Annotated in this window: 24 protein-coding genes, 3 tRNA genes and 1 riboswitch; of the genes, 19 read left to right on the top strand and 8 right to left on the bottom strand. The window is 60.7% G+C overall.

What is annotated here, in order from left to right:
• Positions 1-51: 51 nt before the first annotated feature.
• Positions 52-175, bottom strand: a riboswitch (ZMP/ZTP riboswitch).
• A gap of 158 nt (positions 176-333) precedes the next feature.
• The 10 genes from F8197_RS16865 to F8197_RS16910 all read left to right on the top strand — a co-directional run bounded on the left by F8197_RS16865 (position 334) and on the right by F8197_RS16910 (position 6,768).
• The gene (locus F8197_RS16865; RefSeq protein ID WP_152882795.1) at positions 334-1,083 is read left to right on the top strand and encodes an SDR family oxidoreductase; all 750 of its coding nucleotides are present in this window, start codon (positions 334-336) and stop codon (positions 1,081-1,083) included.
• Positions 1,084-1,224: 141 nt separating this feature from the next.
• A complete protein-coding gene (gene ybgC, locus F8197_RS16870; protein ID WP_152882796.1) occupies positions 1,225-1,638 on the top strand; it encodes a tol-pal system-associated acyl-CoA thioesterase in 414 nt (137 codons plus the stop codon).
• 15 nt (positions 1,639-1,653) lie between these two features.
• The gene (gene tolQ, locus F8197_RS16875; protein WP_056139510.1) at positions 1,654-2,346 is read left to right on the top strand and encodes a protein TolQ; all 693 of its coding nucleotides are present in this window, start codon (positions 1,654-1,656) and stop codon (positions 2,344-2,346) included.
• A 29-nt stretch (positions 2,347-2,375) separates the two neighbouring features.
• Positions 2,376-2,813 carry an ExbD/TolR family protein gene (locus F8197_RS16880; RefSeq protein WP_152882797.1) on the top strand — a complete coding sequence of 146 codons (438 nt, stop codon included), beginning with the start codon at positions 2,376-2,378 and terminating at the stop codon, positions 2,811-2,813.
• Positions 2,814-2,826: 13 nt separating this feature from the next.
• Positions 2,827-3,810, top strand: coding sequence for a cell envelope integrity protein TolA (gene tolA, locus F8197_RS16885; RefSeq protein WP_152882798.1), 984 nt, complete (start codon positions 2,827-2,829; stop codon positions 3,808-3,810).
• Complete coding sequence (gene tolB / locus F8197_RS16890) at positions 3,810-5,084, top strand: Tol-Pal system beta propeller repeat protein TolB (protein ID WP_056139504.1); 1,275 nt, start codon at positions 3,810-3,812, stop codon at positions 5,082-5,084. The genes tolA and tolB overlap by 1 nt, the downstream gene beginning before the upstream one ends.
• A 34-nt stretch (positions 5,085-5,118) precedes the next feature.
• A complete protein-coding gene (gene pal, locus F8197_RS16895; RefSeq protein WP_019920558.1) occupies positions 5,119-5,652 on the top strand; it encodes a peptidoglycan-associated lipoprotein Pal in 534 nt (177 codons plus the stop codon).
• Positions 5,653-5,758: 106 nt separating this feature from the next.
• Positions 5,759-6,514: a tol-pal system protein YbgF gene (gene ybgF, locus F8197_RS16900; protein ID WP_152882799.1), complete on the top strand. Its 756-nt coding sequence runs from the start codon at positions 5,759-5,761 to the stop codon at positions 6,512-6,514.
• An 89-nt stretch (positions 6,515-6,603) separates the two neighbouring features.
• A tRNA-Lys gene (locus F8197_RS16905) sits at positions 6,604-6,679 on the top strand.
• A gap of 13 nt (positions 6,680-6,692) precedes the next feature.
• Positions 6,693-6,768: transfer RNA gene (locus tag F8197_RS16910), tRNA-Lys, on the top strand.
• A gap of 58 nt (positions 6,769-6,826) precedes the next feature.
• Here F8197_RS16910 and F8197_RS16915 read toward each other — a convergent pair.
• On the bottom strand, positions 6,827-7,723 hold the full coding sequence (locus F8197_RS16915) for a LysR family transcriptional regulator (protein WP_152882800.1): 897 nt from the start codon (positions 7,721-7,723) through the stop codon (positions 6,827-6,829).
• A 183-nt stretch (positions 7,724-7,906) separates the two neighbouring features.
• Here F8197_RS16915 and F8197_RS16920 point away from each other — a divergent pair, with 183 nt between their 5' ends.
• The 3 genes from F8197_RS16920 to F8197_RS16930 are packed head-to-tail and all read left to right on the top strand — an operon-like array spanning position 7,907 to position 9,481.
• Positions 7,907-8,857, top strand: coding sequence for an aromatic alcohol reductase (locus F8197_RS16920; RefSeq protein WP_152882950.1), 951 nt, complete (start codon positions 7,907-7,909; stop codon positions 8,855-8,857).
• A 37-nt stretch (positions 8,858-8,894) separates the two neighbouring features.
• The gene (locus F8197_RS16925) at positions 8,895-9,113 is read left to right on the top strand and encodes a hypothetical protein (RefSeq protein ID WP_227012284.1); all 219 of its coding nucleotides are present in this window, start codon (positions 8,895-8,897) and stop codon (positions 9,111-9,113) included.
• Between the two features lie 38 nt (positions 9,114-9,151).
• The gene (locus F8197_RS16930) at positions 9,152-9,481 is read left to right on the top strand and encodes a cupin domain-containing protein (RefSeq protein WP_152882801.1); all 330 of its coding nucleotides are present in this window, start codon (positions 9,152-9,154) and stop codon (positions 9,479-9,481) included.
• 17 nt (positions 9,482-9,498) lie between these two features.
• Here F8197_RS16930 and F8197_RS16935 read toward each other — a convergent pair whose 3' ends face one another.
• The gene (locus F8197_RS16935) at positions 9,499-9,723 is read right to left on the bottom strand and encodes a hypothetical protein (protein ID WP_056139494.1); all 225 of its coding nucleotides are present in this window, start codon (positions 9,721-9,723) and stop codon (positions 9,499-9,501) included.
• 154 nt (positions 9,724-9,877) lie between these two features.
• Here F8197_RS16935 and F8197_RS16940 point away from each other — a divergent pair, with 154 nt between their 5' ends.
• Positions 9,878-10,585, top strand: a complete 708-nt coding sequence (locus F8197_RS16940) for a hypothetical protein (protein WP_152882802.1) — start codon at positions 9,878-9,880, stop codon at positions 10,583-10,585.
• 7 nt (positions 10,586-10,592) lie between these two features.
• A complete protein-coding gene (locus tag F8197_RS16945; RefSeq protein WP_152882803.1) occupies positions 10,593-11,078 on the top strand; it encodes a hypothetical protein in 486 nt (161 codons plus the stop codon).
• Between the two features lie 18 nt (positions 11,079-11,096).
• Here F8197_RS16945 and F8197_RS16950 read toward each other — a convergent pair whose 3' ends face one another.
• Together F8197_RS16950 and F8197_RS16955 are read right to left on the bottom strand one after the other, a co-directional pair.
• On the bottom strand, positions 11,097-13,865 hold the full coding sequence (locus tag F8197_RS16950) for a TonB-dependent receptor (protein WP_227012285.1): 2,769 nt from the start codon (positions 13,863-13,865) through the stop codon (positions 11,097-11,099).
• A 251-nt stretch (positions 13,866-14,116) separates the two neighbouring features.
• Complete coding sequence (locus tag F8197_RS16955) at positions 14,117-15,268, bottom strand: acyltransferase (RefSeq protein WP_152882805.1); 1,152 nt, start codon at positions 15,266-15,268, stop codon at positions 14,117-14,119.
• A 176-nt stretch (positions 15,269-15,444) separates the two neighbouring features.
• Between F8197_RS16955 and F8197_RS16960 the strand changes: the two genes are divergently transcribed.
• From F8197_RS16960 to F8197_RS16965, 3 genes are all read left to right on the top strand, one after another.
• Positions 15,445-15,520 (top strand) — tRNA-Lys (locus F8197_RS16960).
• 212 nt (positions 15,521-15,732) lie between these two features.
• Positions 15,733-15,870, top strand: a complete 138-nt coding sequence (locus F8197_RS28610; protein WP_019924896.1) for a hypothetical protein — start codon at positions 15,733-15,735, stop codon at positions 15,868-15,870.
• Positions 15,871-15,966: 96 nt separating this feature from the next.
• On the top strand, positions 15,967-16,455 hold the full coding sequence (locus F8197_RS16965; protein ID WP_152882806.1) for a GNAT family N-acetyltransferase: 489 nt from the start codon (positions 15,967-15,969) through the stop codon (positions 16,453-16,455).
• On the opposite strand, the gene F8197_RS16970 is transcribed toward F8197_RS16965, so the two are convergent.
• Positions 16,452-18,407, bottom strand: a complete 1,956-nt coding sequence (locus F8197_RS16970; RefSeq protein WP_152882807.1) for a helicase-related protein — start codon at positions 18,405-18,407, stop codon at positions 16,452-16,454. The genes F8197_RS16965 and F8197_RS16970 overlap by 4 nt on opposite strands.
• 112 nt (positions 18,408-18,519) lie before the next feature.
• Between F8197_RS16970 and F8197_RS16975 the strand changes: the two genes are divergently transcribed.
• Positions 18,520-19,116, top strand: coding sequence for a YigZ family protein (locus tag F8197_RS16975; RefSeq protein ID WP_056139479.1), 597 nt, complete (start codon positions 18,520-18,522; stop codon positions 19,114-19,116).
• Positions 19,117-19,182: 66 nt separating this feature from the next.
• On the opposite strand, the gene F8197_RS16980 is transcribed toward F8197_RS16975, so the two are convergent.
• The 3 genes from F8197_RS16980 to F8197_RS29285 all read right to left on the bottom strand — a co-directional run bounded on the left by F8197_RS16980 (position 19,183) and on the right by F8197_RS29285 (position 22,469).
• A complete protein-coding gene (locus tag F8197_RS16980; RefSeq protein WP_152882808.1) occupies positions 19,183-20,355 on the bottom strand; it encodes a DUF418 domain-containing protein in 1,173 nt (390 codons plus the stop codon).
• 87 nt (positions 20,356-20,442) lie between these two features.
• Positions 20,443-20,814, bottom strand: coding sequence for a response regulator (locus tag F8197_RS16985; protein ID WP_227012286.1), 372 nt, complete (start codon positions 20,812-20,814; stop codon positions 20,443-20,445).
• A gap of 113 nt (positions 20,815-20,927) precedes the next feature.
• Entirely contained in the window at positions 20,928-22,469 is a 1,542-nt protein-coding gene (locus F8197_RS29285) for a methyl-accepting chemotaxis protein (RefSeq protein WP_152882810.1), read from the bottom strand.

The following is a 22,469-nucleotide window of genomic DNA, read 5'->3' on the forward strand; positions in this document are numbered from 1 at the left end:
CGAATGAGGGAAGCCAAAGCGGACAGGCAGCCTCTTTCGTGCATTCCATCGATGGGCTGCCCAGGCGAACGGCTGTTGAAATCTCACGTTTCCCGATGGATGTCCATCTTTCGCCGACAGACCAGCGCACCATTTTGGGGCTGACCGCAGCTTTTCGCCAGTTACGTGAGACGTAATGGAACCGGGATTGTAATTTATGCGCCAGATTTGAGCAAATTTGCGAGAAAGCCGGGCTGATCTAATTTGCAACATCGGCATTTCGCGGCATCGCCGGGCAACATTGGGCATTTCAGCTACAATTTTGCCACCCTGTCACTCACTCTAGGAAACCTCATGATCGTCTTCATCACTGGCGCCTCCGCCGGCTTCGGCGCTGCCATGGCCCGCATCTTCGTTCAAAACGGCCATAAAGTCCTGATCGCCGGCCGCCGCGCCGACCGCCTGCAGGCCCTGGCCGCTGAACTGGGCGACGCTGCCCTGCCGGTCGTGCTCGATGTGACCGACCGCGCGTCGATTACTGCCGTGCTGGCCGGTTTGCCGGAAGCCTGGCGCCAGATCGATGTGCTGGTCAATAACGCCGGCCTCGCTCTGGGCGTCACGCCGGCCCACGAATCGTCGCTGGACGACTGGGACACCATGATCGCCACCAACGTCAGCGGCCTGGTTGCCATGACGCGCGCTATCCTGCCGGACATGGTCAAACGCGGCAGCGGCACCATCATCAATATCGGCTCGGTTGCCGGCGATACGCCTTATCCGGGCGGCAACGTCTATGGCGCAACCAAGGCTTTCGTCGAGCAGTTCACGCTCAACCTGCGTGCCGACCTGGTGGGCACCGGCGTGCGCGCCACCAACCTGGCGCCCGGCCTGTGCGGCGGCACCGAGTTTTCCAACGTGCGTATGAAGGGCAACGACGAGGCCGCCGCCAAGGTGTACGAAGGCACCACGCCGCTGACCGCCGACGATATCGCCAACACCGCGTACTGGATTGCCACCCTGCCCGCGCATATCAATATCAACCGGATCGAGATGATGCCGACCTGCCAGGGTTACGGTCCGCTCAATATCAAGCGTACGCTCTGATCACGGCCGTGATAAATGGGTGGTGAAACTTAATTTACGCTGAATTTTGCAGGGGAAGGACGCAATTGGCCCGTCCTTCCTTCAACCAGCGCAATAAATTCGCGTAGAATGTTGCTCAATCTTATTTGCACTCAATACAACATGCCAGCACAGTTCGACTGGAATGTCCGGGTCTATTACGAAGACACCGACGCCGGCGGGATCGTCTATTACGCCAACTACCTGAAATTCTTCGAGCGGGCCCGTACCGAATGGCTGCGCCACCTCAATGTGAACCAGCACGCATTGCAGCAGGAACATGACGTGTTGTTCGTCGTCAAAAGTGTGACCTCGGAGTATCATGCGCCTGCAAAGCTTGACGACGTAATAAAATTAACACTTGGCATCCAAAAGCTAGGCCGTGCATCGGTTGCATTCCAGCAGCAAGCATGGTGTGGCGAGCAATTGTTGAATTCGGCCCAGGTCACCATCGCCTGCGTCGATACCGCCATGCGCTTGCGCGCCATACCATCCGCCGTGGCCGAAAAAATGCGTCACTACGTAATCTCCGACTGATCAGACTGATAAACAATGAACGTCACCCAAGACCTCTCTTTCATCTCCCTCATCACCAATGCCCACCTGATCGTGCAGTTGATCATGGCGTTGTTGCTCATTATCTCGCTGGTCAGCTGGACGTACATCTTCAGCAAATTGTTCGCGGTCCGTTCCGCGCGCCGCCAGACCGTGGAATTCGAAAAGACCTTCTGGGCCGGCGGCAACCTGCACGCATTGCACCAGAACGCCGGCAAGGACCGCGCCGGCAGCGGCCCGCTGGCCCGCATCTTCGAGGCCGGCATGGGCGAATTCATCAAGAGCAAGGCTGCCTACGCCGCCAGCCGTGAAAGCATGGACCACGGCGCCATCCTGGACGGCGCCCGCCGCGCCATGCGCGCGGCCTTCCAGCGCGAGATGGACGTGCTCGAATCGCACCTGGCCTTCCTGGCCTCGGTCGGCTCGGTGTCGCCGTACATCGGCCTGCTCGGTACCGTGTGGGGCATCATGAACGCGTTCCGTGGCCTGGCCAATGTGCAGCAAGCCACGCTGGCAGCGGTTGCGCCCGGCATTGCCGAAGCACTGATCGCCACCGCCATCGGCCTGTTCGCGGCGATTCCTGCGGTGGTGGCTTACAACCGTTTCTCGCACGATATCGATCGCCTGGCGATCCGCTTCGAGAGCTTTGTCGAAGAGTTCTCCAACATCCTGCAACGCCAGTCGCGCTAAGCGCGGGCATTTGATAAGGCAGAGCGATCATGGGTTCTTCTTTTAACAGCAGCATGCGCGGTGGCCGTGGCCGCAAGCTCAAGTCCGAAATCAACGTCGTGCCGTACATCGACGTGATGTTGTGCCTGCTGATCATTTTCATGGTCATGCCATCGGCCAACGACGCTTCGGTGGTGGACTTGCCGCACGCGGAAAAATCGACCAAGCCGCCCAGCGACTACGTGCAGATCGTCATCAAGCCGAACGGCGCGCTGTCGATCGGCGTCAAGGGCAAGGATGCGGACGCGCCAGAGACGGCGCCAAGCCGCGATGCGCTGGTGAAAAAACTGCGCACCTTGCACGAGGCGCATCCCGACTACCCTGTGCTGATCTCGGGCGACAAGGAAAGCAAGTACGATGACGTGATCCAGCTGATCTCGGAAGCAAAGAAAATGGGCATTACCCGCGTGGGTTTGGCCACTCAATAAGAACGTTGAATAGATGAATCCCCCTACCGCAGGCGGCCCGTACAAGGTGCCGCGACAACACAATGGCTGGCGCGCAACGATACTTGCCGTATCGGTGCACGCGGTGCTGTTGCTGTTCCTGTGGGTGGGCGTGAGCTGGCAGAACACCGAACCGACCGAAGTCCAGGCAGAAATCTGGGACATGACGGTGCAGGACGCCGCCCCCGCCGCCCCGCCGGAACCCCAACCGGAACCTGATCCAGAACCGGCGCCGGAGCCTGAACCCATGCCGCCGCCCGTGGTCAAAGCTCCACCACCACCGCCGGTGGAAGTGCCACCTGCGCCCAAAGCACCCGACATCGCCCTCGAACGCCTGAAAGAAAAGAAGAAAAAGCTCGAGGAAGAGAATAAGATCGCCGAGGCCAAGGAACTCAAGGAAGCTCAGCTGAAGAAAGAGGCGGACGAGAAGCAGGCCAAGCTCGACGCCAAGAAGAAGCTTGAGCAGAAAAAACTCGCCGAGCAAAAAGCCCGGGAAGAGGAAGAAAAAGAACAGGAAGAGAAAGAGAAGAAACTCGCCGCCGAGCAAGCCAAGAAAAAGGCCGCAGCCGAGAAACTGGCCAAGGAAAAGGCCGACAAGGCTGACAAGGCCGCCAAGGAAAAAGCGTTTGCTGCGGAAATGAGCCGGATTACCGGATCTGCATCGAAGGGTTCCACCGGCACGGCTGCTCAATCGACTGGCGGCAAGGTTGATGGCGGCTACGCGGCAGCGATCCGTACCAAGGTCAAGAACAACCTGGTCTATGGCGGCACCGACGATACGCTGACGGCAACCTACAAGATCACCCAGTTGCCAACCGGTGAAATTATTGGCGTTCGCAAGATCAAGGGCAGCGCCTCACCTGCGTACGACAGTGCGATCGAGAACGCAATTGCCAAATCGTCACCGCTCCCGAAGAAAAAAGATGGTACGGTAGAGCGCGAACTGGAACTGAACTTCAACATGAAGGATATGCACTAATGCAAACCAAATTTAAACACATCATTCTCTACGCCGGCCTGACCATCGCGGCCACCATGGGCAGCGCCCAGGCGCAGATGCGCATCGAGATTTCGGGCGCCGGCAGCAACCAGATCCCCGTCGCCGTAGCCGGCTTCGCCAACGAAGGCGTGGCACCGCACATGGTGTCGGCCATCATCAAGGCCGACCTCGAGCGCAGCGGCGCCTTTAAAATCATTGACGCCGGTGTGATCAGCGACGTCAACAACGTCGACTACAGCGGCTGGAAAGCCAAGGGCGCCGATGCGCTGGTGGTTGGCACCGTCAATGCCATGGCCGATGGCCGCTACGACGTGCGCTACAAACTGTACGACACCGTCAAGCAATCGCAAATCTCCAACCTGGACAAGGCGGTGACCGCCCAGTTCACGCGCCTGTCCGCGCACCTGATCGCCGACGACGTGTTCTTCAAGCTGACCGGCGTGCGCGGCGCGTTTTCCACCCGCATTTCGTATGTAAAGCAGGAAGGCCGCAGCAATATGCTGATGATTGCCGACGCCGATGGCGAAGGCGAGCAACTGGCGCTGCGTTCCAACGAGCCGATCATCTCGCCATCGTGGTCGCCGGACGGCACCAAGGTCGCATACGTGTCGTTCGAGCAGAAAAAGCCGGTCGTCTACATCCAGAACCTGATCACCCGCGCCCGCACCGTGGTGGCCAATGAAAAAGGCAATAACTCGGCGCCAGCCTGGGCACCGGACGGCAACAAGCTGGCCGTGGCGCTGTCGCGTGACGGCAACTACGAGATCTACACGGTGAACGCCGACGGCAGCAACCTGCGCCGCGTCACCAGCAACGGCGGCATCGATACCGAGCCACAATGGTCGGCCGACGGCCAGAGCATCTACTTCACCAGCGACCGCAGCGGCGGCCCGCAAATTTATCGCATGAGCGCCAGCGGCGGCGACGCCAAGCGCGTGACCTTCTCCGGCACCTACAACACCAGCCCGCGCGTCTCGTCGGACGGCAAGACCCTGGCCTATATCTCGCGCCGCGACGGCAACTTCCAGCTGTACGTGCTCGACCTGGGCAGTGGCCAGGAAACGCGCCTGTCGGATACGACCAGCGACGAATCGCCGAGCTTCGCGCCGAATGGCAAGTACATCATGTACGCCACGACGGCAGGCAGCCGCAAGTCGCTGGCCGTGGTCTCGGTGGATGGCCGTGTGAAGCAACGTCTGACCACTCAGGCGGGCAACATCAAGGAGCCCACCTGGGGTCCGTTCATGCAGTAAAACAATCAAAATCTAACGTTACTAGGAGAAACTCATGCGTCAAATCAGCAGCTTAGCCCTCGTCCTGACCACCGCAGCGATCCTGTCGGCTTGCTCGTCGACCCCGATCAAGGAAAACACCCCGCCACCAGTGGTGGAGCGTCCAGCCACCGGCCCGGCGACGGCACCAGCGGACACCCGCACCGTGGCGCCAGTTGAAACCAAGTCGCTCGACCCGCTGGACGATCCAAAAGGCGTGCTGGCCAACCGCAGCGTGTATTTCGACTATGACAGCTACAGCGTGCGCGCCGATGGCCGTCCAGTGGTGGAAAACCACTCGGCTTACCTGGCGAAAAACAAATCGCGCCAGATCCTGATCCAGGGTAACACCGATGACCGCGGCGGCTCCGAGTACAACCTGGCCCTGGGCCTGAAACGCGCCGAGGCCGTGCGTAAAGCCATGACCACCCTGGGCGTGTCGGATTCGCAAATCGAAGCCGTCTCGCTGGGCAAAGAGAAGCCAAAAGCTGCCGGCACCGACGAAGCCGCACGCGCTGAAAACCGCCGCGCCGACATCGTTTACAAGTAATTTCTCTTTTGCCGGGTCACAGGCATAATACGGGGCGGTACCCGGACTTGGTCCCCAAGTCCAGGCATCGCCCCGTTTCCATTTTGATTTGTTGAAAGCGCCCGACATGATGAAACTCTCCAAATCCGGCGTCTCCGCCGCCGTGCTCGCTGCGATGACCTGGCTGCCGCTGCAAGCCCATGCCGGCCTGTTCGATGACGACGAAGCCCGCAAGGCCCTGCTGGACCTGCGCGCCAAGGTCGAAGCCCTGCGCGTCGAAACCAACGCCCGCCTCGAAACCAAGTCCGACAAGTCCAGCACGCTGGACATGATCAATCAGAACGACAACACGATGCAGGAGATCGCCAAGCTGCGCGGCCAGATCGAAGTGCTGGCCAACGAAGTATCGATGGCCCAGAAGCGCCAGCGCGACCTGTACACCGACCTCGACACGCGCATGCGCAAACTTGAGCCGCGCGAAGTGAACGTGGACGGCAAAACCGCCCAGGTCGATCCGAGCGAAGAGCGCAACTACGACGCCGCCATGACCCAGTTCAAGGCCGGCGACTATAAGGCCGCCGGCGACGCCCTGGCCGCCTTCGTGCGCCAGTACCCTGCTTCCGTGTACACGCCCAACGCGCAGTACTGGCTCGGCAATTCGTTCTACGCCCAGCGCGACTGCAAGAGCGCCATCGCGGCCCAGCAAGTGGTGCTGAAGAACTACGCAGACAGCCCGAAAGCGCCGGACGCCATGCTCAACATCGCCAGCTGCCAGACCGAGCTGAAAGACAAGGCGGCCAAGAAGACCTTGCAGGACCTGATCAAGCAGTTCCCGGACTCGCAGGCAGCCGTGACGGCCAAGCAGCGCCTGGGCGGCAAGTAAGCGCCTGCTTTGAGGCGGTCGGACAAATAAATTGTCCGGCAGGCATTTGACAGGATGTGTTGAAACATCCTATAATCTCGCTTCTTCGGGGGTCGTTAGCTCAGCTGGTAGAGCAGCGGACTTTTAATCCGTTGGTCGCAGGTTCGAATCCCGCACGGCCTACCACCGAAGCACCCTTGGGTCGTTAGCTCAGCTGGTAGAGCAGCGGACTTTTAATCCGTTGGTCGCAGGTTCGAATCCCGCACGGCCTACCAAGATTCATCAAAAACGCCCACAAGCTTCGGTTTGTGGGCGTTTTTGTTTTGGGCTGCATCAGCAGGCATCACTGAATACCTCGGCAGTCCAATCGGCAAAGGCCCGCATGGCCGGCGAGAGAAAGCGGTGATGGGGATAGACCAGCGATACCGGCACCGGTGCCGGCCGCATGTCGGCCAGTACCTCGACCAATGCGCCCGTGCGCAAATGGTCCGATACCAGCGTCTCGGCCAGCTGTATCAGGCCTAGTCCGTCAAGACCCAGCTTGATATACAGCCCGGTTTGGTTGACTGCCACCGTCCCCGGCACGGCAACGGCGATGCGCTCGCCGTTCTCGACGAAATGGAGCTCGCTGCCACGCCGCGTGGTGCTGGAAAAGTAATGAACTGCCCGGTGTCGCTGCAAATCCTCCAGCCGCTCCGGAACACCCTTCTCATCGAGGTAGCTGCGCGCCGCACAGGTGATCCAGCGCAGCTCGCCCAAGCGGCGCGCGACCAGTGTCGAATCATGCAGGTGGCCGGTACGGATAACGCAGTCGACACCTTCCTGTATCAGGTCCACCTGGCGGTCGTTGGTGCCGATCATCAGGTAGATATCGGGATAGCGCTGCTGGAATTGCGCCAGCTGCGACACGATCATCGCGTGCGCGATACCACCCGGCATATCCACGCGCAGCCGCCCCTGCGGGCGCCCGCCCTCGCCTTGCAGGCTCGATTCCGTATCGTCGATCAGGTCGAGGATCTCGCGGCAGCGTTCCAGGTAACGCTCGCCTTCCGGCGTCAGGCTGAGGTTCCTGGTGGAACGGTGCAGCAGGCGTATCTGCAAATGCTTTTCGAGCCTTTTGATGATGCCCGTGACCGATGATGCCGGTAAGCCCAGGGTCTCTGCGGCACGGACAAAACTCCTGCTGTCGGCCACGCGCAGAAATACCTGCATTGCTTGTACGCGATCCATGTGGGGTCCTGGTAGCGATTGATAGAACGGCACTATAAACCAACACTGTTCGCATTTCCTGAATGATGAAAACCGCTGCCGCTACTTTTTCCGCGCGGGAGCACTCGTTAAAGTGCAGGCATCACATCTACAGGAGAAATCATCATGTCCGATCAAGATCGCCAACTTCCAGTATCGCTCACCATGAACGCGTCAAATCCTGACGCCATGTCGCAAAACATTCTCGTGCTCGGTGCGGGAGAACTGGGCCTACCGGTGCTGCGCGGTCTTGCGCACCGGTCCCAGGACATGGCCGGTATCAAGATCAGCGTGCTGCTGCGTGCGAGTGCTGTGGCATCGTCTGCGCCAGCCAAGCAACGTGATATCGCCGAAATCCGCGATCTCGGGATCGAGATCGTTATCGGCGATCTCGTGAACAGCTCGATTGAAGAACTTGCCGCCGTGTTCGCACAATACGACACGGTGGTCGGTTGCGCTGGCTATGCGGCGGGCATCGACACCCCCATGAAACTGGCGCGCGCCGCCTTGCAAGCGCAGATCCCGAGGTATTTCCCATGGCAATTCGGCGTCGATTTCGACGTGATCGGACGCGGCGGCCCACAGGATATCTTCGATGCGCAGCTCGATGTGCGCGAGCTGCTGCGCAGTCAGCACCACACCGAGTGGGTGATCATCTCGACAGGTATGTTCATGAGCTATCTGTTTGAACCCGAATTCGGCGTGGTGGACCTGCACAACGACACCGTCCACGCCCTCGGCAGTCTCGACACGGCAGTGACGCTGACCACGCCCGACGATATCGGTACGCTGACGGCTGAGATCTTGTTTGCTACGCCGCGCATCCGCAACGAGATCGTGTACCTGGCCGGCGACACCGTGACTTACGGTGAAGTTGCCGACAAGCTGCAGGCATCGCTGCGCCGCCCCTTCAGCCGTTCGGCGTGGAGCGAGCAATATCTGATGGCCGAACTGGCTCGCGACCCGCACAACATGATGCGTAAATATCGTGCGGCCTTCGCGCAAGGCAGGGGTGTCGCCTGGGACAAGGCTGCCACGTTCAACAGCGTTCGCGCCCTGCCGGTGACAGACGTGGCGGCATGGATCGATGCGAACCTGAGCCAATGCAAGGATTGACAGTACAGATCGATTTTGAAGCCGTCGCCGAATAGCTGTGTACCAGTTGGCGATCGCGGCGAAAAAGCACGGCGCGCCGATCAACCGCGTGATCTTTCAGAGGGAACTGGTGGCGCAGCTGTACCGGACCAAGCGCGGCGAATACCTGCGCAGGTCGGTGACGTTCATGAAGGCGACGCCGTGGATACGGCACGACGAGCACTACCACGTGGATTTTACGTTGCCATGCCGGCCAATGACGGACTATGGCAGGTGAGCTAGAATTCTCATCCCTCACCTGGCATTGGAGACATCATGGCCTTGGCACATGCAACGTCCGGTCAAGTCATTGCGCTCACGCGCGCCGACGAAGACATTACGCAGTTCTCCTCGATCGCACTGACCAAGACGGAACAGATCGAATTAATCAGGCTGGTACTGCCCACAGGGAAAGACATGCCGGAGCATCATGTGAAGGGAGAGATCACGTTCCAGTGCCTCAGCGGACAGATCGCCTTCATCATGGGCGCCACCACCGCCACACTCACCGGCGGCGAGATGTTGTACCTCGAAGGCGGGGCGCCGCATGCGGTCAAGGCGCTGGCCGATTCGGTGACGCTGGTGACCATCGTCCTGCGCCACTGACCCGGGCGGGGTGGTTTTTAGCGCTTGGGAGCTTTCTTGACACCGAGTTGCGACGCTTCGTAGATCGCCTTGGCATCCTGGTGCGCCTGCTCGACCGTGCGCAATTTTTCGTCCTCGTCGTGCCTGACAAAAAACTCCTTGTCCTGCGCCGCCACCACCAGTTTTACAGCCGCAGCCTCGGCCACGCCAAATTTTTCGAAGATCAGCGTGGTGACCTCATCCAGGTATTCTTCGTAGGTCATGCGACCATCCTCTCTTGTTGATGCGATTGACTTCAGGGTTGGACATGGTAATCGCATCGGGGACAATCGCCAACCCCGTTGTCACAAAACAATTCTCCGCATCATCATCCCCCATACGCTAAGCCTCCGACCTTTCTACATCAGGAGCGTTCATATGGCGACCACGCAAGCCAGCAATGACGAGGCATTATTCGATAGCGCAATCGAGTCCCTCGAGGCGCAAATCGCCAATGTCGGCACCCATCTGACCATCGACTCACACGCACGCGCTGCCTATGCCAAGGAAATCAAGCGCATGTCCGACCGCTTGCATGCCGAGGCATTGGCCGATCGCCTCAGCTGGGCCGATGCGGCGCGTGAAGCGCAGGTGGCGCGCAATGCCATCATGGAAGTCATACGGTCGCGCGGCACGCCGGTCGGACGCGCCATCGCAGAGTACATGAAAAAAGATGGCATTCCCCTCAATCATCTGGTGGCGAGCAAGACCGCCAAGGCTCACGGAAGCAGTGCTGTCTTCTCACGCTTGACCGGCACTCAACAAAACGCAATTTACGCCAGCATCGTGATTTCGGCGGGCACATCGAACGCCCGCGTCACGCACGCGATGGCAACTCTTTCCCATGTCAGCCGTCGCGTGGTGTTTATTGCGGTCGCGCTGTCTGTCTATGAAATAGCAACGGCAAGGAATAAGGTCGCCGCAGCGAAGAAAGAATTGGCGGTCAACGGGGCCGGCATCGCAGGGGGTGTTGCAGGAGGGATGCTGGCAGGCCTGGCCTGCGGCCCGGCCGCTCCGGTATGCGTTACAGTGGGCGCTTTTGTCGGCGGCGCATTGGCTGCCTTCGGCACAAGCTACGCCTGGTAGGCACCACATGAACCTCACCCCATCTGACCACTACGCGCTACGCACCATCACGCCAACAACGTCGGAACAAGTCCCTTCCAGCGAGCTGATGATTTCCGGCAAGCCAACCGGCAAGGTCCTCGATGGCGCCGTGCTGGAAGCAGCGCTGGCGTGGGGTGATCTTCTTTTATTGTTTATGACCGATGACGTGCCGTACGAAGAAGGCTTGCGCATCGTCCTGCTGGATCGGAACCTTAACACGCTGGATTCGGCATTGATCGTGGCGATGTATTCCACCGGCGTCTTCTCGGATCTCGATCTGACCGCAGCGGACACGGTGCGCTTCCGCTTCTTCGGCGGCCTAGTCTATACCTTGACCTTGCTGCCGCAAGCATCGTTTGCCCTCCCCTTCTTCTCCGACCCGAGCGCCGTCTGGCGCCCGTTCAAGTGGACGCGCAGGTTTCGCATCGACGCCAACCCGTTGCCGGAAACAGGAACGTCACCACCGCCGTGACGCTCCCGCCGGCAACGCTTAAAACGCCGCCCGCAACCCCACACTCACCCGCCGTCCCACATCCTCCAGGGTCAGGAACTGACTCTCGTTGACCGCGTACTCGTGCGTGCGCGAGTTGGCGATGTTGATTGCGTCCGCGTAGATCGCCAGGTTGGGCGTGAGGTTGTAGCGCAGGCTGGCGTCGGTCTGGCCGTAGGCCGAACGGTTGCGGGCCTGGGTGCTGCCGCCGCCGCAATCGACCGAGAAGTGGTTGCGCCAGTTGTAGCTCACGCGCGCCTGGAAGTCGCCGCGCTCGTAGAACACCGAGCCGTTATACGACTGCGGCGACAAGCCCGGATAGCCGCACGACGGCGTGGCAACGTTATCGGTTTCGCGCTGGGCGCTGGCATCGACATAGGTGTAGTTGGCGGATACGCCAAAGCCCTGCAGCCAGCCGACCGAGGTGTCGAACGCGTACTGCCCGGCGATCTCCACGCCCTTGATCTTGCCCTTCTGGCCGTTGCGCACGCGCGAGTCGTGGACGATTTCGTTGAACTGCGGGATGCGCATATCGACGATGGTCGTCTCGAGGAAGTCCGAGACTTTTTTCATGAACACGGCCGCGCTCACGTAGTTGGTCCTGGACAGGTACCACTCGTACGAGACGTCGAAGTTCTTCGACTGCATCGGCTTCAGGTAGGGATTGCCGCCGCCGGTCTGCACGTCGCCGAAGCGCCCGCCGTACCAGTTTTCCACCCCCAGCTGGTTGAGCGTGGGACGGGTCTCGGTTTTGGACGCGCCCAGGCGCAGCAGCATGTCCGAGCGCAGGTCGAACTTGATGTTGGCCGATGGCAGCACGCTGTTATAACTGTTTTCCACCGTGGTGATCTGGTTCGGGCCCCACACCGAGATGAAGGTGGTGTCGTTCGGGCTTTTCACCGCCGACAGCAGTTCGCGGCTGATGCCGGTGGACGTCGATTTCACGCGCACCACGCGCACGCCGGCGTTGGCCGACCAGCCGCTACCCTCCCACTTGGAATCGACGTAGAAGCTGCTCACTTTTTCCTTCACGGCCCACATCGACGGCTTGGTGTAGTCGATCGCCATCGGGCCGTTGGGGAAGCGCGTCAGGTCCGAGTAATAGGCCGGGTCGTTCGACTGCGGCAGCAGCGACGGCTGGTTCAGGTAGTTCATGTACGCGTACGGATCAAAGCTCAGGTACTGGCTCGGAATCTTGCCGCCGGTGTTCATGAAGTCTTCCATCTGCTGCACCGTGAACAGCGATGACGGCAATTTCACGTGGTAGCCGCTGAACGCATTCCAGGCGTCGTTGCCCCACTTGGTGCGATCAACCTTACGCTGCGAGTGGGCCAGGCCGGTGTCGAGGCCCTTGAAGTAGCCGATCTCGTGTTGCCAGGCCGCGCTCAGGCGTCCTTCATGCAGCTTGTCGGTATTGCGGATGTCGCCGTTGGAGACGGCGTGGGCACTGACGTTGTTCGGGTCGGCGATATTGTCGCCGAAGGTGATGGTGGGCGTGCTGCCGAAGGTCAGCGTGTCGCCGTTCTTCGGTATCATGCCGGCCACCACCCACATGTCGTTCGAATCGGACGTGGTGCGCGAGGTGGAGATATCGCCTTCGATACGCCACTCGTCGCCCACCTTCCACTTCGAATTGAGCCCGAATGCCTTGGTGATCGAGAGCCGGTCGCCGCCCTTGGCGATCATGTCGTTGGAATTGGCCTCGCCCAGCAGCTTGCCGGCGCCGGCGATGGCCGGGTTGTTGGCGTAAAAAGTGGATCCGGGGCGCAGGAAGCTGGTCACCTGGTCGTTCTGGTCGTACTTCACGCCCAGCTGCACCGGGTTGTTCCAGTCGCTGAAGGCGATGATCTTGTTGTTCTGGTCGAGGCGCGAATACAGGCCGTCGGCGGTCAGCTTCCAGGTCGGCGACGGGTTGTACTGCACGGTCAGATTGCCGACCACGCGCTTGCGGCTTTCGTCTTCCTGCTGGAAACCGTAGCTTTGCGGCATGTAGAGCTTGCGGGTAGTGACATCGGCCATGGTCAGGCCGCGCGAGTTGAGGTCGCCGTTGATCATCGAGACGTCGCGGTAATTCCAGGCGTCGTTGATGGCCTTGTTCTGCTTGGACGCGCGGTCGGTGTACGACAGCGAGCCGGTCACGCCGAACGTGCGGTCCTCGTTGGCGAACGAATACATGCCGCTGGCGTTGGGCGTGTATTTTTTGGAATTGGAATCCCACGCACTCGAGACATTGACCACCGAGCTGTGGCCGACCTTGCCCGAGAGCGGGCGCGCGGTCTGGATATCGACAGTGGAGCCGATGCCGCCCTCGGGCAGGAACGGTTGCGAGGTCTTGTACACCAGCGCCTTCGAAATCAGGTCCGACGACAGCAGGTCGAACGAAAACTCGCGCCCGCCGGTATCGCTGGTCATGGTACGGCCGTTGACCAGAACGTTGTTGAATTCCGGCCCCAGGCCACGCACCGAGATGTAGCGCCCTTCGCCGCCGTTGCGCTGGATTTGCACACCGGTCACGCGTTGCAGCGATTCGGCGATATTGGTGTCGGGGAATTTGCCGGCATCTTCGGCCGACACCGCATCCACCACGCCATCCTGCTGGCGCTTGGTGTTGAGCGATGACGACAGCGAGGCGCGAATGCCGCTCACCACCACCTTGGCGGACGGATCGACGACGGGTTCATCGGAAGTCTGGGCGTGGGCGCCGCCTGCCAACAGGATGTCGGCGATCAGCGCGGCCAGCAGGGTCTTGCGCATGGTAGAACGTTGCATTGCCATTTTGTCTCCATCTTTGTATTTATAGAAATGACATGGATGATTGCCTGCGGATATTTTTTATGACAGGCAGTTCCGGTGCAGTGGCTAGTGTGATTATTGTGACTGCATGTGGAAATACTACGCCCGTGGTCGGAATGGCAAGCTATCATTTATTTGTGTTTTGATATTCTAAAATCATATAACTAATGCCATAAAAAACGCCGGCGCGAGGCCGGCGTTTTGCTGACTATCCTGGAACGATGTATTTATCGCAGCGTGACCACTCCAGCCCGTCCGCTGTCGGGCTTGAGCCAGTCACGCGTATCGATCTTGTGGCTGACGAACTGCACCGCGCGGCTCAATGGCAGCTCGACCCAGCGGTGAAAAGCGGCGCCGGCCAGCAGGCTGGTGCTCCAGGCCAGCAGCATGCCCAGCATTTGCAGTTCCGGTTCGGGATCGACAAAACGGGTAAAGGCGGCGTTGACCAGCAGGCACACCGGGAAGTGGATCAGGAATACCGAGTACGAAATCTTGCCCAGCTTGTTGATGGCTGTCCAGGCATTGCCGTTCGATGCCGTCCTGATCCTGCCACAGACGAACAGCACGCTTGCCACCACCAGCGCCAGGGCAATGCGGCTGCGAAACTCCAGTACCAGCCCGGCCAGCGCAGGCAGCAGCGCTGCCAGCATGATCAGGGTGGTGGCGCCTGGCTTGCGAGCGGGGTCGCTGCCCCACCAGGCCATCAGGCCCAGGCCGTAGCTGCCGAAGAAATATGGCGCCCACGAATCCCATTCCGCATCGAGGTTGAAATGCAGTAGCGACATGGTGATACCGACGGCTACCAATAAAGGCATCAGCCACCGCACGACATGCTTGCCGACCAGCACACCGGCCAGCCACAGCAGCAGTACCAGCGCCGCATACAACTGGAAGTCGATGGCGACATACCAGGCGCCGGCGGACAACGAAGGATAGTCGAGCACGCCGTGCAGCAGTACCGCGTGGGCAGCCAGTTGCGCCAGCGTGGCCGGGTCCGAGATCGAGTCGTGCACCATCCAGCGACTTGCCAGGGCAGATGCGGCAGCAGCAACCAGTGTGGCGGCAATGAACGGCGGCGCCAGCTTGGTATAGCGGTGCCAGATGGCACCGAGCGGACTGGCGTGCGATGGCAAGCCGGCGGGCGACAACGACTTGGCCGCCAGGAAGCCGCCGATCACCAGGAATACCTGCACCGCGATGCGGGCGCTGTCACCGAGCCAGCCTATCAGGTCGGGAAACACCGGACGCACGTAGTCGGCCATCGGTCCGTAAAACGCCAGGTGGTGCAGCACGATCAGTTGCGCGGCGACGGCCTTGAGCAGGTTGATATAGCCGAACTGCGATGGTGCGTGTTGTTTTTTTAATACAGCAGAAGTCATGTGATTCCTTGTCCTGCTTGTCCTTGATACGCTGACAAGCTTGCCAACAAGGTCGCTATCATAGCGGAGGTCGCGGAATCGGGGGCGCACGGACAATGCGACTGCCCTGCTTCGCCTGTCAAATCTTTACCGGATAGTTGAATTTTTCTGCTGGCCCCTGTAGAATTCGCGCCCTTGGGTCGTTAGCTCAGCTGGTAGAGCAGCGGACTTTTAATCCGTTGGTCGCAGGTTCGAATCCCGCACGGCCTACCAAGACACCTGAAAACGCCAGCCGGCTACCCGGTTGGCGTTTTTTTTTCGTCTGCCGCCCCTGGCATAACAGATATCACTGGAAGATACATCTCTTTCAGCCAAGAAATTCAATTTGCGAATGTCGTTTATCGTAAATTGAAATTATCTTTATATCTGAGACTTCAGTAAGATGCATTCATCGACACATTGAATGCAGTTCACAGGAGCCCATCATGACCACCGCTACCGCCAACATCAACACCATCGCCGCTGCCCCTAAAGCTCCACGCCGTTCGTGGAAAGCCATCGTTCGCCGCATCTTCGAACTGTGGGCCGAGCCGTACAGCCACGGTCCTTACCAGCCGCTGTAAGCCGTAACAGCAAGATCAGCATTACCGGTAGTAAAAACGTAGCGAATATCGTTCGCGTGAGTGCACAATCAGTGTACTCACGGAAGAAGGCGAACGATGACCAAGCAGTTCACCATTGCCACCCTGGCAGATTACCCCGCAGCTGTGCCGGTTCTGGCACGCTGGTGCTACGACGAATGGGGCCGCGCCGACGGCTTCACGCTCCAACATGAACTCGACCGCTTCGAGCGTGCACTGTGTGCCACGCGCGCCAACGCCTTGCCGCTGGTGCTGATTGCGCTCGACGGCGATGCGGTTGTTGCCTGTGTGCAGCTCAAGACCGAGCCAGTCTTTGATTTCCCTGAAAATACCTGCTGGTTGGGCCCGCTTTATGTGGCTGCGGCCTACCGTGGCAACCATCTTGCCGAACACCTGATCGACGCCCTCGTGCACCGCGCACGGCAATACGGCGTCACGCAACTCCATCTACAGACTGAAGTGTTTACAGGCGGCCTGTATGCCAGGCTGGGCTGGAAGCCGATGTTTCGCGCCGTGAATCATGGTGTGGACGTGCTGGTGATGCGGCGCGATCTGTTGGCAGGCTAACGCCGCCTGAACTTTTTCGGCTGCCGCTTGCGCGCCGCCGAATTTTGATCTTGCAAAATCGCATCCACCCGCTCCGACGCTTCGCGTGACAGCCGCAGGGCCAGCGCCGTGTCCGGGAAGTGTTCGGGTTGGCGGTAGGCCAGCCAGGCGTAGGCCGAGTACAGGCGGCAGGCGTCTTCCGCTTCCTGCAAATTCATGTAGTGCACCGGGTTGTTTTCCGGCTTGAGGTGGGTGATTTTCTTGTGGGCCAGGGCCGTGGCCCAGCTTTCCCACGCGTGTTGCAGGCTGTGTACCTTGGCCGAGATCGGCACCAGCGACAGCGCGAATTTTTCTGCCACCGACAATTGCAGCATATCGAGCCAGGCCGCGCGCTCGAACTGGTCTTCGGTGATGCGCGGATAAAAAAAGCCGTCGGGCACGTCGATGTTGTGGACGAAGCGCTTGAGCAGCTTGGCCAGGCCGTGCTCGTTGGTTACGGCCGAGATGCGATGCAGGTGCTCCAGCGTGGGGGCCACCGCAAAGCCGGTGGTTTTCAGTGGCACCGGCTTTTCGCGCAGCAGCGAGCGCATGACGTTGTGGGTCTCGGCATCGAAGCCGGCCACGAGGCCTTCTTCGTGGACGCCGAAGCGCCCTGCCCGGCCGGCGATCTGGCGCGCCAGTGCGGCCGGAATTTCTTCTTCTTCGTAGCCGTTGTACTTGACGCTGGTGGTCATGACAATGCGCGCGATCGGCATGTTCAGGCCCATGGCAATCGCGTCGGTACCCACCACCACGTCGGCAGCGCCGTCGCGGAAGCGCTGGGCCTGGGCGCGCCGCACTTCCGGCGACAGGTTGCCATAGACTGTGGCCACCGACAGGCCCGCTTCGGTCACATTGTCGCGCCACATCAGCACTTCGCGGCGCGAAAAGCAGATGATGGCGTCGCCGCGCTGCAATCCCGTGAGCTTGCGTACCGGGCTCTCTTCCATCGACAGCGGCCCCTTGCGCTTGAGCACATGCACTTCCAGTTCGCAGTCCAGGCGTGCGGCCAGCACTTCGATGGCGCGCCGCGCTTCGGGCGCGCCCACCAGGTACACGGTGTGGGCGGGGGCGCCGCAGACGGCAGCGGTCCAGGCGGCGCCACGGTCGCGGTCGGCCAGCATCTGGATCTCGTCGATCACGGCCACATCCACTGGCGTACGGGTGTCGAGCATCTCGACCGTGCTGGCCACGTGGGTGGCGCCTGGTTCCAGGCGCCGTTCTTCGCCCGTGACCAGGCTGACAGCCAGCGGCCGGCCATGCTGCTGCATCGCTTGCAGGCGCTCGTAGTTTTCCAGCGCCAGCAAGCGCAAGGGCGCCAGATACACGCCGCTGGGCGCCTTGGCCAGCGCTTCGATGGCCTGGTGGGTTTTACCGGAATTGGTGGGGCCCAGCAGTGCGATGAACTTGCGCTTGATGCGGCGCGCCACCTCGAACGACGCCGGATACTCGGCCAGGTTGATGCTCTGGCGCGTGCGTTCGGCGTGCTGTTCTTCCATGTCGCGCTCGACCGCGTGTTGCAGGCGCTGGCGGATGCGGTCGAACACCATGCCGGCCGGTTCCGAGATCTGCATATCGGCCAGGCCTTGCAGGAACGGCTGCGGATCGAGGTCGCAATCGTCGCTGGCGTCGGCGATTTCCTGCACGAACGCTTCGACGTGGCCGTGCAGTTCGTCCACCACGGCCGGGCTGGCCCGTTCACGCAGGACGGCCGCGCGGGCGTCAGCGTCGAGCTTGCGCCATTTCGATGGCTTGGCCAGCACGCCTTGTGCCGGCACCAGGTCGTAAGGATAACGGCGGCCGCCGTATTCCACCATGCCGGTCAGGCGCAGGAATACCCGGCCTTCGAGGCGCATCAGTGAGAAGCCGAGGTCTGCCAGGCCCAGCTCGCGCATCAATTGGTCGTCGTGTTCCTGGTCTGCTATGTCGCTCATGGTCGTTTCCGGTTACTCAATGCAGGATTATATCGCGGCGGCATCGCCGCGATTTTTGTCTTTCACCGGGATTTCTGGCACGATGGCCCGGTTTACCTTTGCTGTGCCAAATATGCCCCAAACAATTATCGTCCCCGTCCAGCATGAATTGCTGATCAAGAAAAGCCGCTTTATCGCTTGCGTCCAGCCGATGGCCGATCGCGCTGCCGCGCAAAAAGTCGTCGCGCAGTTATGGGCACAGCATCCGCAAGCGGCGCACGTGTGCTGGGCATTATTGGCCGGCGGCCAATCGGCAGCAGTCGATGATGGTGAACCGAGTGGCACGGCCGGGCGTCCCATGCTTGACGTATTAAGGCACCAGGACCTGGAAGGTGTATTGGCAACCGTGGTGCGCTATTTTGGCGGCGTAAAACTCGGCGCCGGCGGCCTGGTGCGCGCTTATACCGACAGCGTGGCCCAAGCTTTATTAAAAGCCGAGAAAATCGCGATTATCAAGCAGCGCTTGTTGACCTGCACCGCGCCGTATGCGCTCGAAGGCATGATACGGCGCGAACTGGAAGCGGCCGGCGCCACCTTGGAGAATGTCGCCCATGGCGACGATGTCCGCTTCGAATTCAGCCTCCCCGATACCGAAGCCGAAACCCTGATATTGCGCCTGAATGAATCGGGCCATGGCCGGATTACCTGGATAGCTCCCGAACTCGAATAACCGCAGAATAAGCAGGCAGGACGGCAGTGCTGCGTGCCGACCTGCTCAAGCCGAAAATCGGCACATTCACGCCAATTTCTGGCGCACCTGCCCGGCCCAGGTAGCGCGGTGCCAGAGCGCTTCCAGCGGTCCCTGTGCATGAGAGCGTAGCCACCACACGCTGAACTGGCGTTGCGCCAGCGCCAGCACGATGCCGATCGCCAGCGCCACCGTGGCGCCGGTATGTTGGTACAGGCCCATTCCATAGCCGTAATACAGCGCGGTGCCAACCACTGATTGCACGACATAACTGGTCAAACTCATCCGGCCCAGCGGCGAGAAAAATGCCAGCGCGGGACGGGCATAAAATACCAGGCTAAAACAGGCGACCAAGAACGCCATCAAAGCGAGATTCGCCCACGACGTAATAATGACCAGCAGCGGCCGCTCAAGGGCCGGGCCGATATTCCAGCTACCGGAATACGTCTTGATGAAATATAGGGGAATAAATGCTGCCACGGCGATAAACAGCACGCGCCACCAGCGCCGCTGATTCTCTTCGGATAATGCAAACCAGCCCGCCCTGCCCGCCAACATACCGAGCATAAACAAGGCGGGAATCTGGAACAGCCGGCCATTCTCCCAGCTCCATAAAATCACGCCGGTTTTCCCATTGGTGAGATTGCCGATCCAGACCTCGGTCATCGAGCCGTGTTTCATGTATTCATTGGCGCGGCCAAAATAAGCCCACGATGCCGGATCGGCCAGCTTTTCATTCGGCGCCGATAATGCCCAATACCACTCCAGCCAGGCATACGGTTGCAACAGCAATATCACCGCAATCGCAAACACCACCGCGCCGCGCAAACGTGCCACGGGAATGAGCGCCAGTCCGAGCACCGCGTACATACTCAGGATATCGCCGTGATAGACCATGGAATTGAACAAGCCAAAGCACAGCAGCAGCACCATGCGCCACGCGTAGCGCGGTCGAAAATCCTCGCCGCGCGCGGCGCGGCCCTGGAATTGAATGTAAAAGGTCACGCCGAACAGCAGCGCGAAGATGGCATACGATTTGCCGCCGAACAGGAAGAACATGCTATCCCACACCACCTTGTCGATCGCGACCAGCCAGCCTGGCGCACCCTGCGGCGTGAAGTACAGGTCGAAATGCTCGATGTTATGCAGCAGCATGATCGAGACGATGGCAAACCCGCGCAAGGCGTCGAGCAGGTCCAGTCGGGAAGAAGGCGCGTTCATCGTAGGCGATTCCTTGGCAAAAGCGCCAAGCTTATCTGAAAACGATTTCGCGCGATATCTAAAAGTTAAGTGGGGAAAGTCAAGGCGTCAGGCGCGATGGCAGTAACGCGCCACGGTGACGATCAGTTCGTCGAAGTCGATGGGTTTGGCGATGAAGTCGTCGATGCCGGCCGCGCGGCATTCGCTGCGCTCGGTTTCGAGCACATGGGCGGTAAGCGCGAGGATCGGCAAACTGCTGTAGCCCTGGGCGCGCAGGCGGCGGGTGGCTTCGTAGCCGTCCATGACCGGCATTTGCATGTCCATCAATATCGCGTTGAATCCGCCGGGGCTGCTTTGCGCAACACAGGCCAGCCCTTCGGCGCCGTCGTTGGCCACGGTGACCACCGCGCCTTCGGCTTGCAGCAATTCGCACGCTATTTGCTGGTTGAGAAAATTGTCCTCGACCAGCAGCAACCGCATTCCCGCCAGTCTTTGTCTCGTCCCGGCTTCCATATCGAGCGCTCCCGATCGCATGATGTTGAGTGACGATCATAACATGCACACATCTTGCGATGACAACAAGAAATATTGTCTCAGGCTAGCCGGAACACCTGCACCACGCCTGCCAGCTGATCGGCCTGTTCGCGCAGCGCGCCGGCGGCGGCAGCGGCCTGCTCGACCAGCGCGGCATTTTGCTGGGTGGCGCTGTCGATGCTGACGATGGCCTCGTTGACCTGGTCGATGCCGAGCTCCTGCTCGCGGCTCGAATTGGCGATCTCGCGCACGATGGCGTTGACGCGGCCGATGCTGGCCACCACTTCGTCCATGGTGCCGCCGGCCTGGCCCACGAGCGTGCTGCCTGCTTCCACCTGGCCGGCGGAGGCGTCGATCAGCAGCTTGATTTCCTTGGCGGCCGCGTCCGAGCGCTGGGCCAGGCCGCGCACCTCGGAGGCCACCACCGCGAAGCCCCGGCCCTGCTCCCCGGCACGCGCCGCTTCCACGGCCGCATTGAGCGCCAGGATATTGGTCTGGAACGCGATGCCCTCGATCACGCCGATGATGTCGACGATGCGCTGCGATGAGGCGTTGATCTGCGCCATGGTGGCCACCACCTCGGTCATCACGGCGCCGCCGCGCACGGCCACGTCGGTGGCCGAGGCCGCCAGCGTGTTGGCCTCATTGGCGTGGCGGGTGTTGTGGTGGACCATGGTGGTCATCTCTTCCATCGACGACGCGGTTTCTTCCAGCGAACTGGCTTGCGACTCGGTCCGTGCCGATAAATCCATATTGCCGGCCGCAATTTCGCCCGAGGCGAGCGCGATGGCGTCGGTGCCGCCGCGCACCTGGCTGACGATGCGGTGCAGGCTGCTGTTCATGTCGCGCAAGGCACGTTTGAGCACGCCGGTTTCGGAGACGTCGTCGTCGCCCACCTCGATGCGCCCGGACAGGTCGCCCCTGGCCACGCTGGCGGCAAAGCCCACCGCCTGGTTCAGCGGCGTCATGATCGAGCGCGCCAGCGCGCGGCCCATCAGCAGCGAGACCAGCGCCGCCAGCGCGGCAAAGCCGATGATCTGGTAGCGCGAGCCGGTCACTGCCGCGTCGCCCACGGCCTTGGTGGCGTCGGAGTTCTTCTCGATGACGTCGCTCAGCGCCGCCATGCTTTTCTCGAGCACGCGGAAGGTGTCCATGAACGCGCCGAACTGCGCCTGCGCGGTGTCCTTGTCGGACAGCGCCAGCGTCACCATCTGCTGGGCGCTGGCAAGATAGCGATCGACATCGGGACGCACCTGGCGCATGGCCTGCTGGATCTCGGCGTCGGTCGTGGCTGCGCCCATGTCGTCGATCAGCTTGCGAAACAGCGCGATGTGCTCGGCCGTATCCTCGCGCACGCCCTTGATTTCGGCAGCGTCGTTGCGGTCGGCCGCCAGCCGCGCGGCCAGTACATCGGCGCGCAGCGCGTCGTGCATCATATCCGCCTGCAGTTGGTCTTTCATGGCGGAGCCGTTGATGGTAATGGCGTCCATCGCCCGGCTCAGCACCGCCACGGCCTGGTAACCGACCACGCCCACCAGGCCGACAAACACCAGCGTCACCACGTTCGAGAGCAGCAGACGCCGCTTGATGGTCCAGCGCAT

The sequence above is a fragment of the Duganella sp. FT27W genome, assembly GCF_009295655.1.
Classification (GTDB): domain Bacteria; phylum Pseudomonadota; class Gammaproteobacteria; order Burkholderiales; family Burkholderiaceae_D; genus Rugamonas; species Rugamonas zoogloeoides.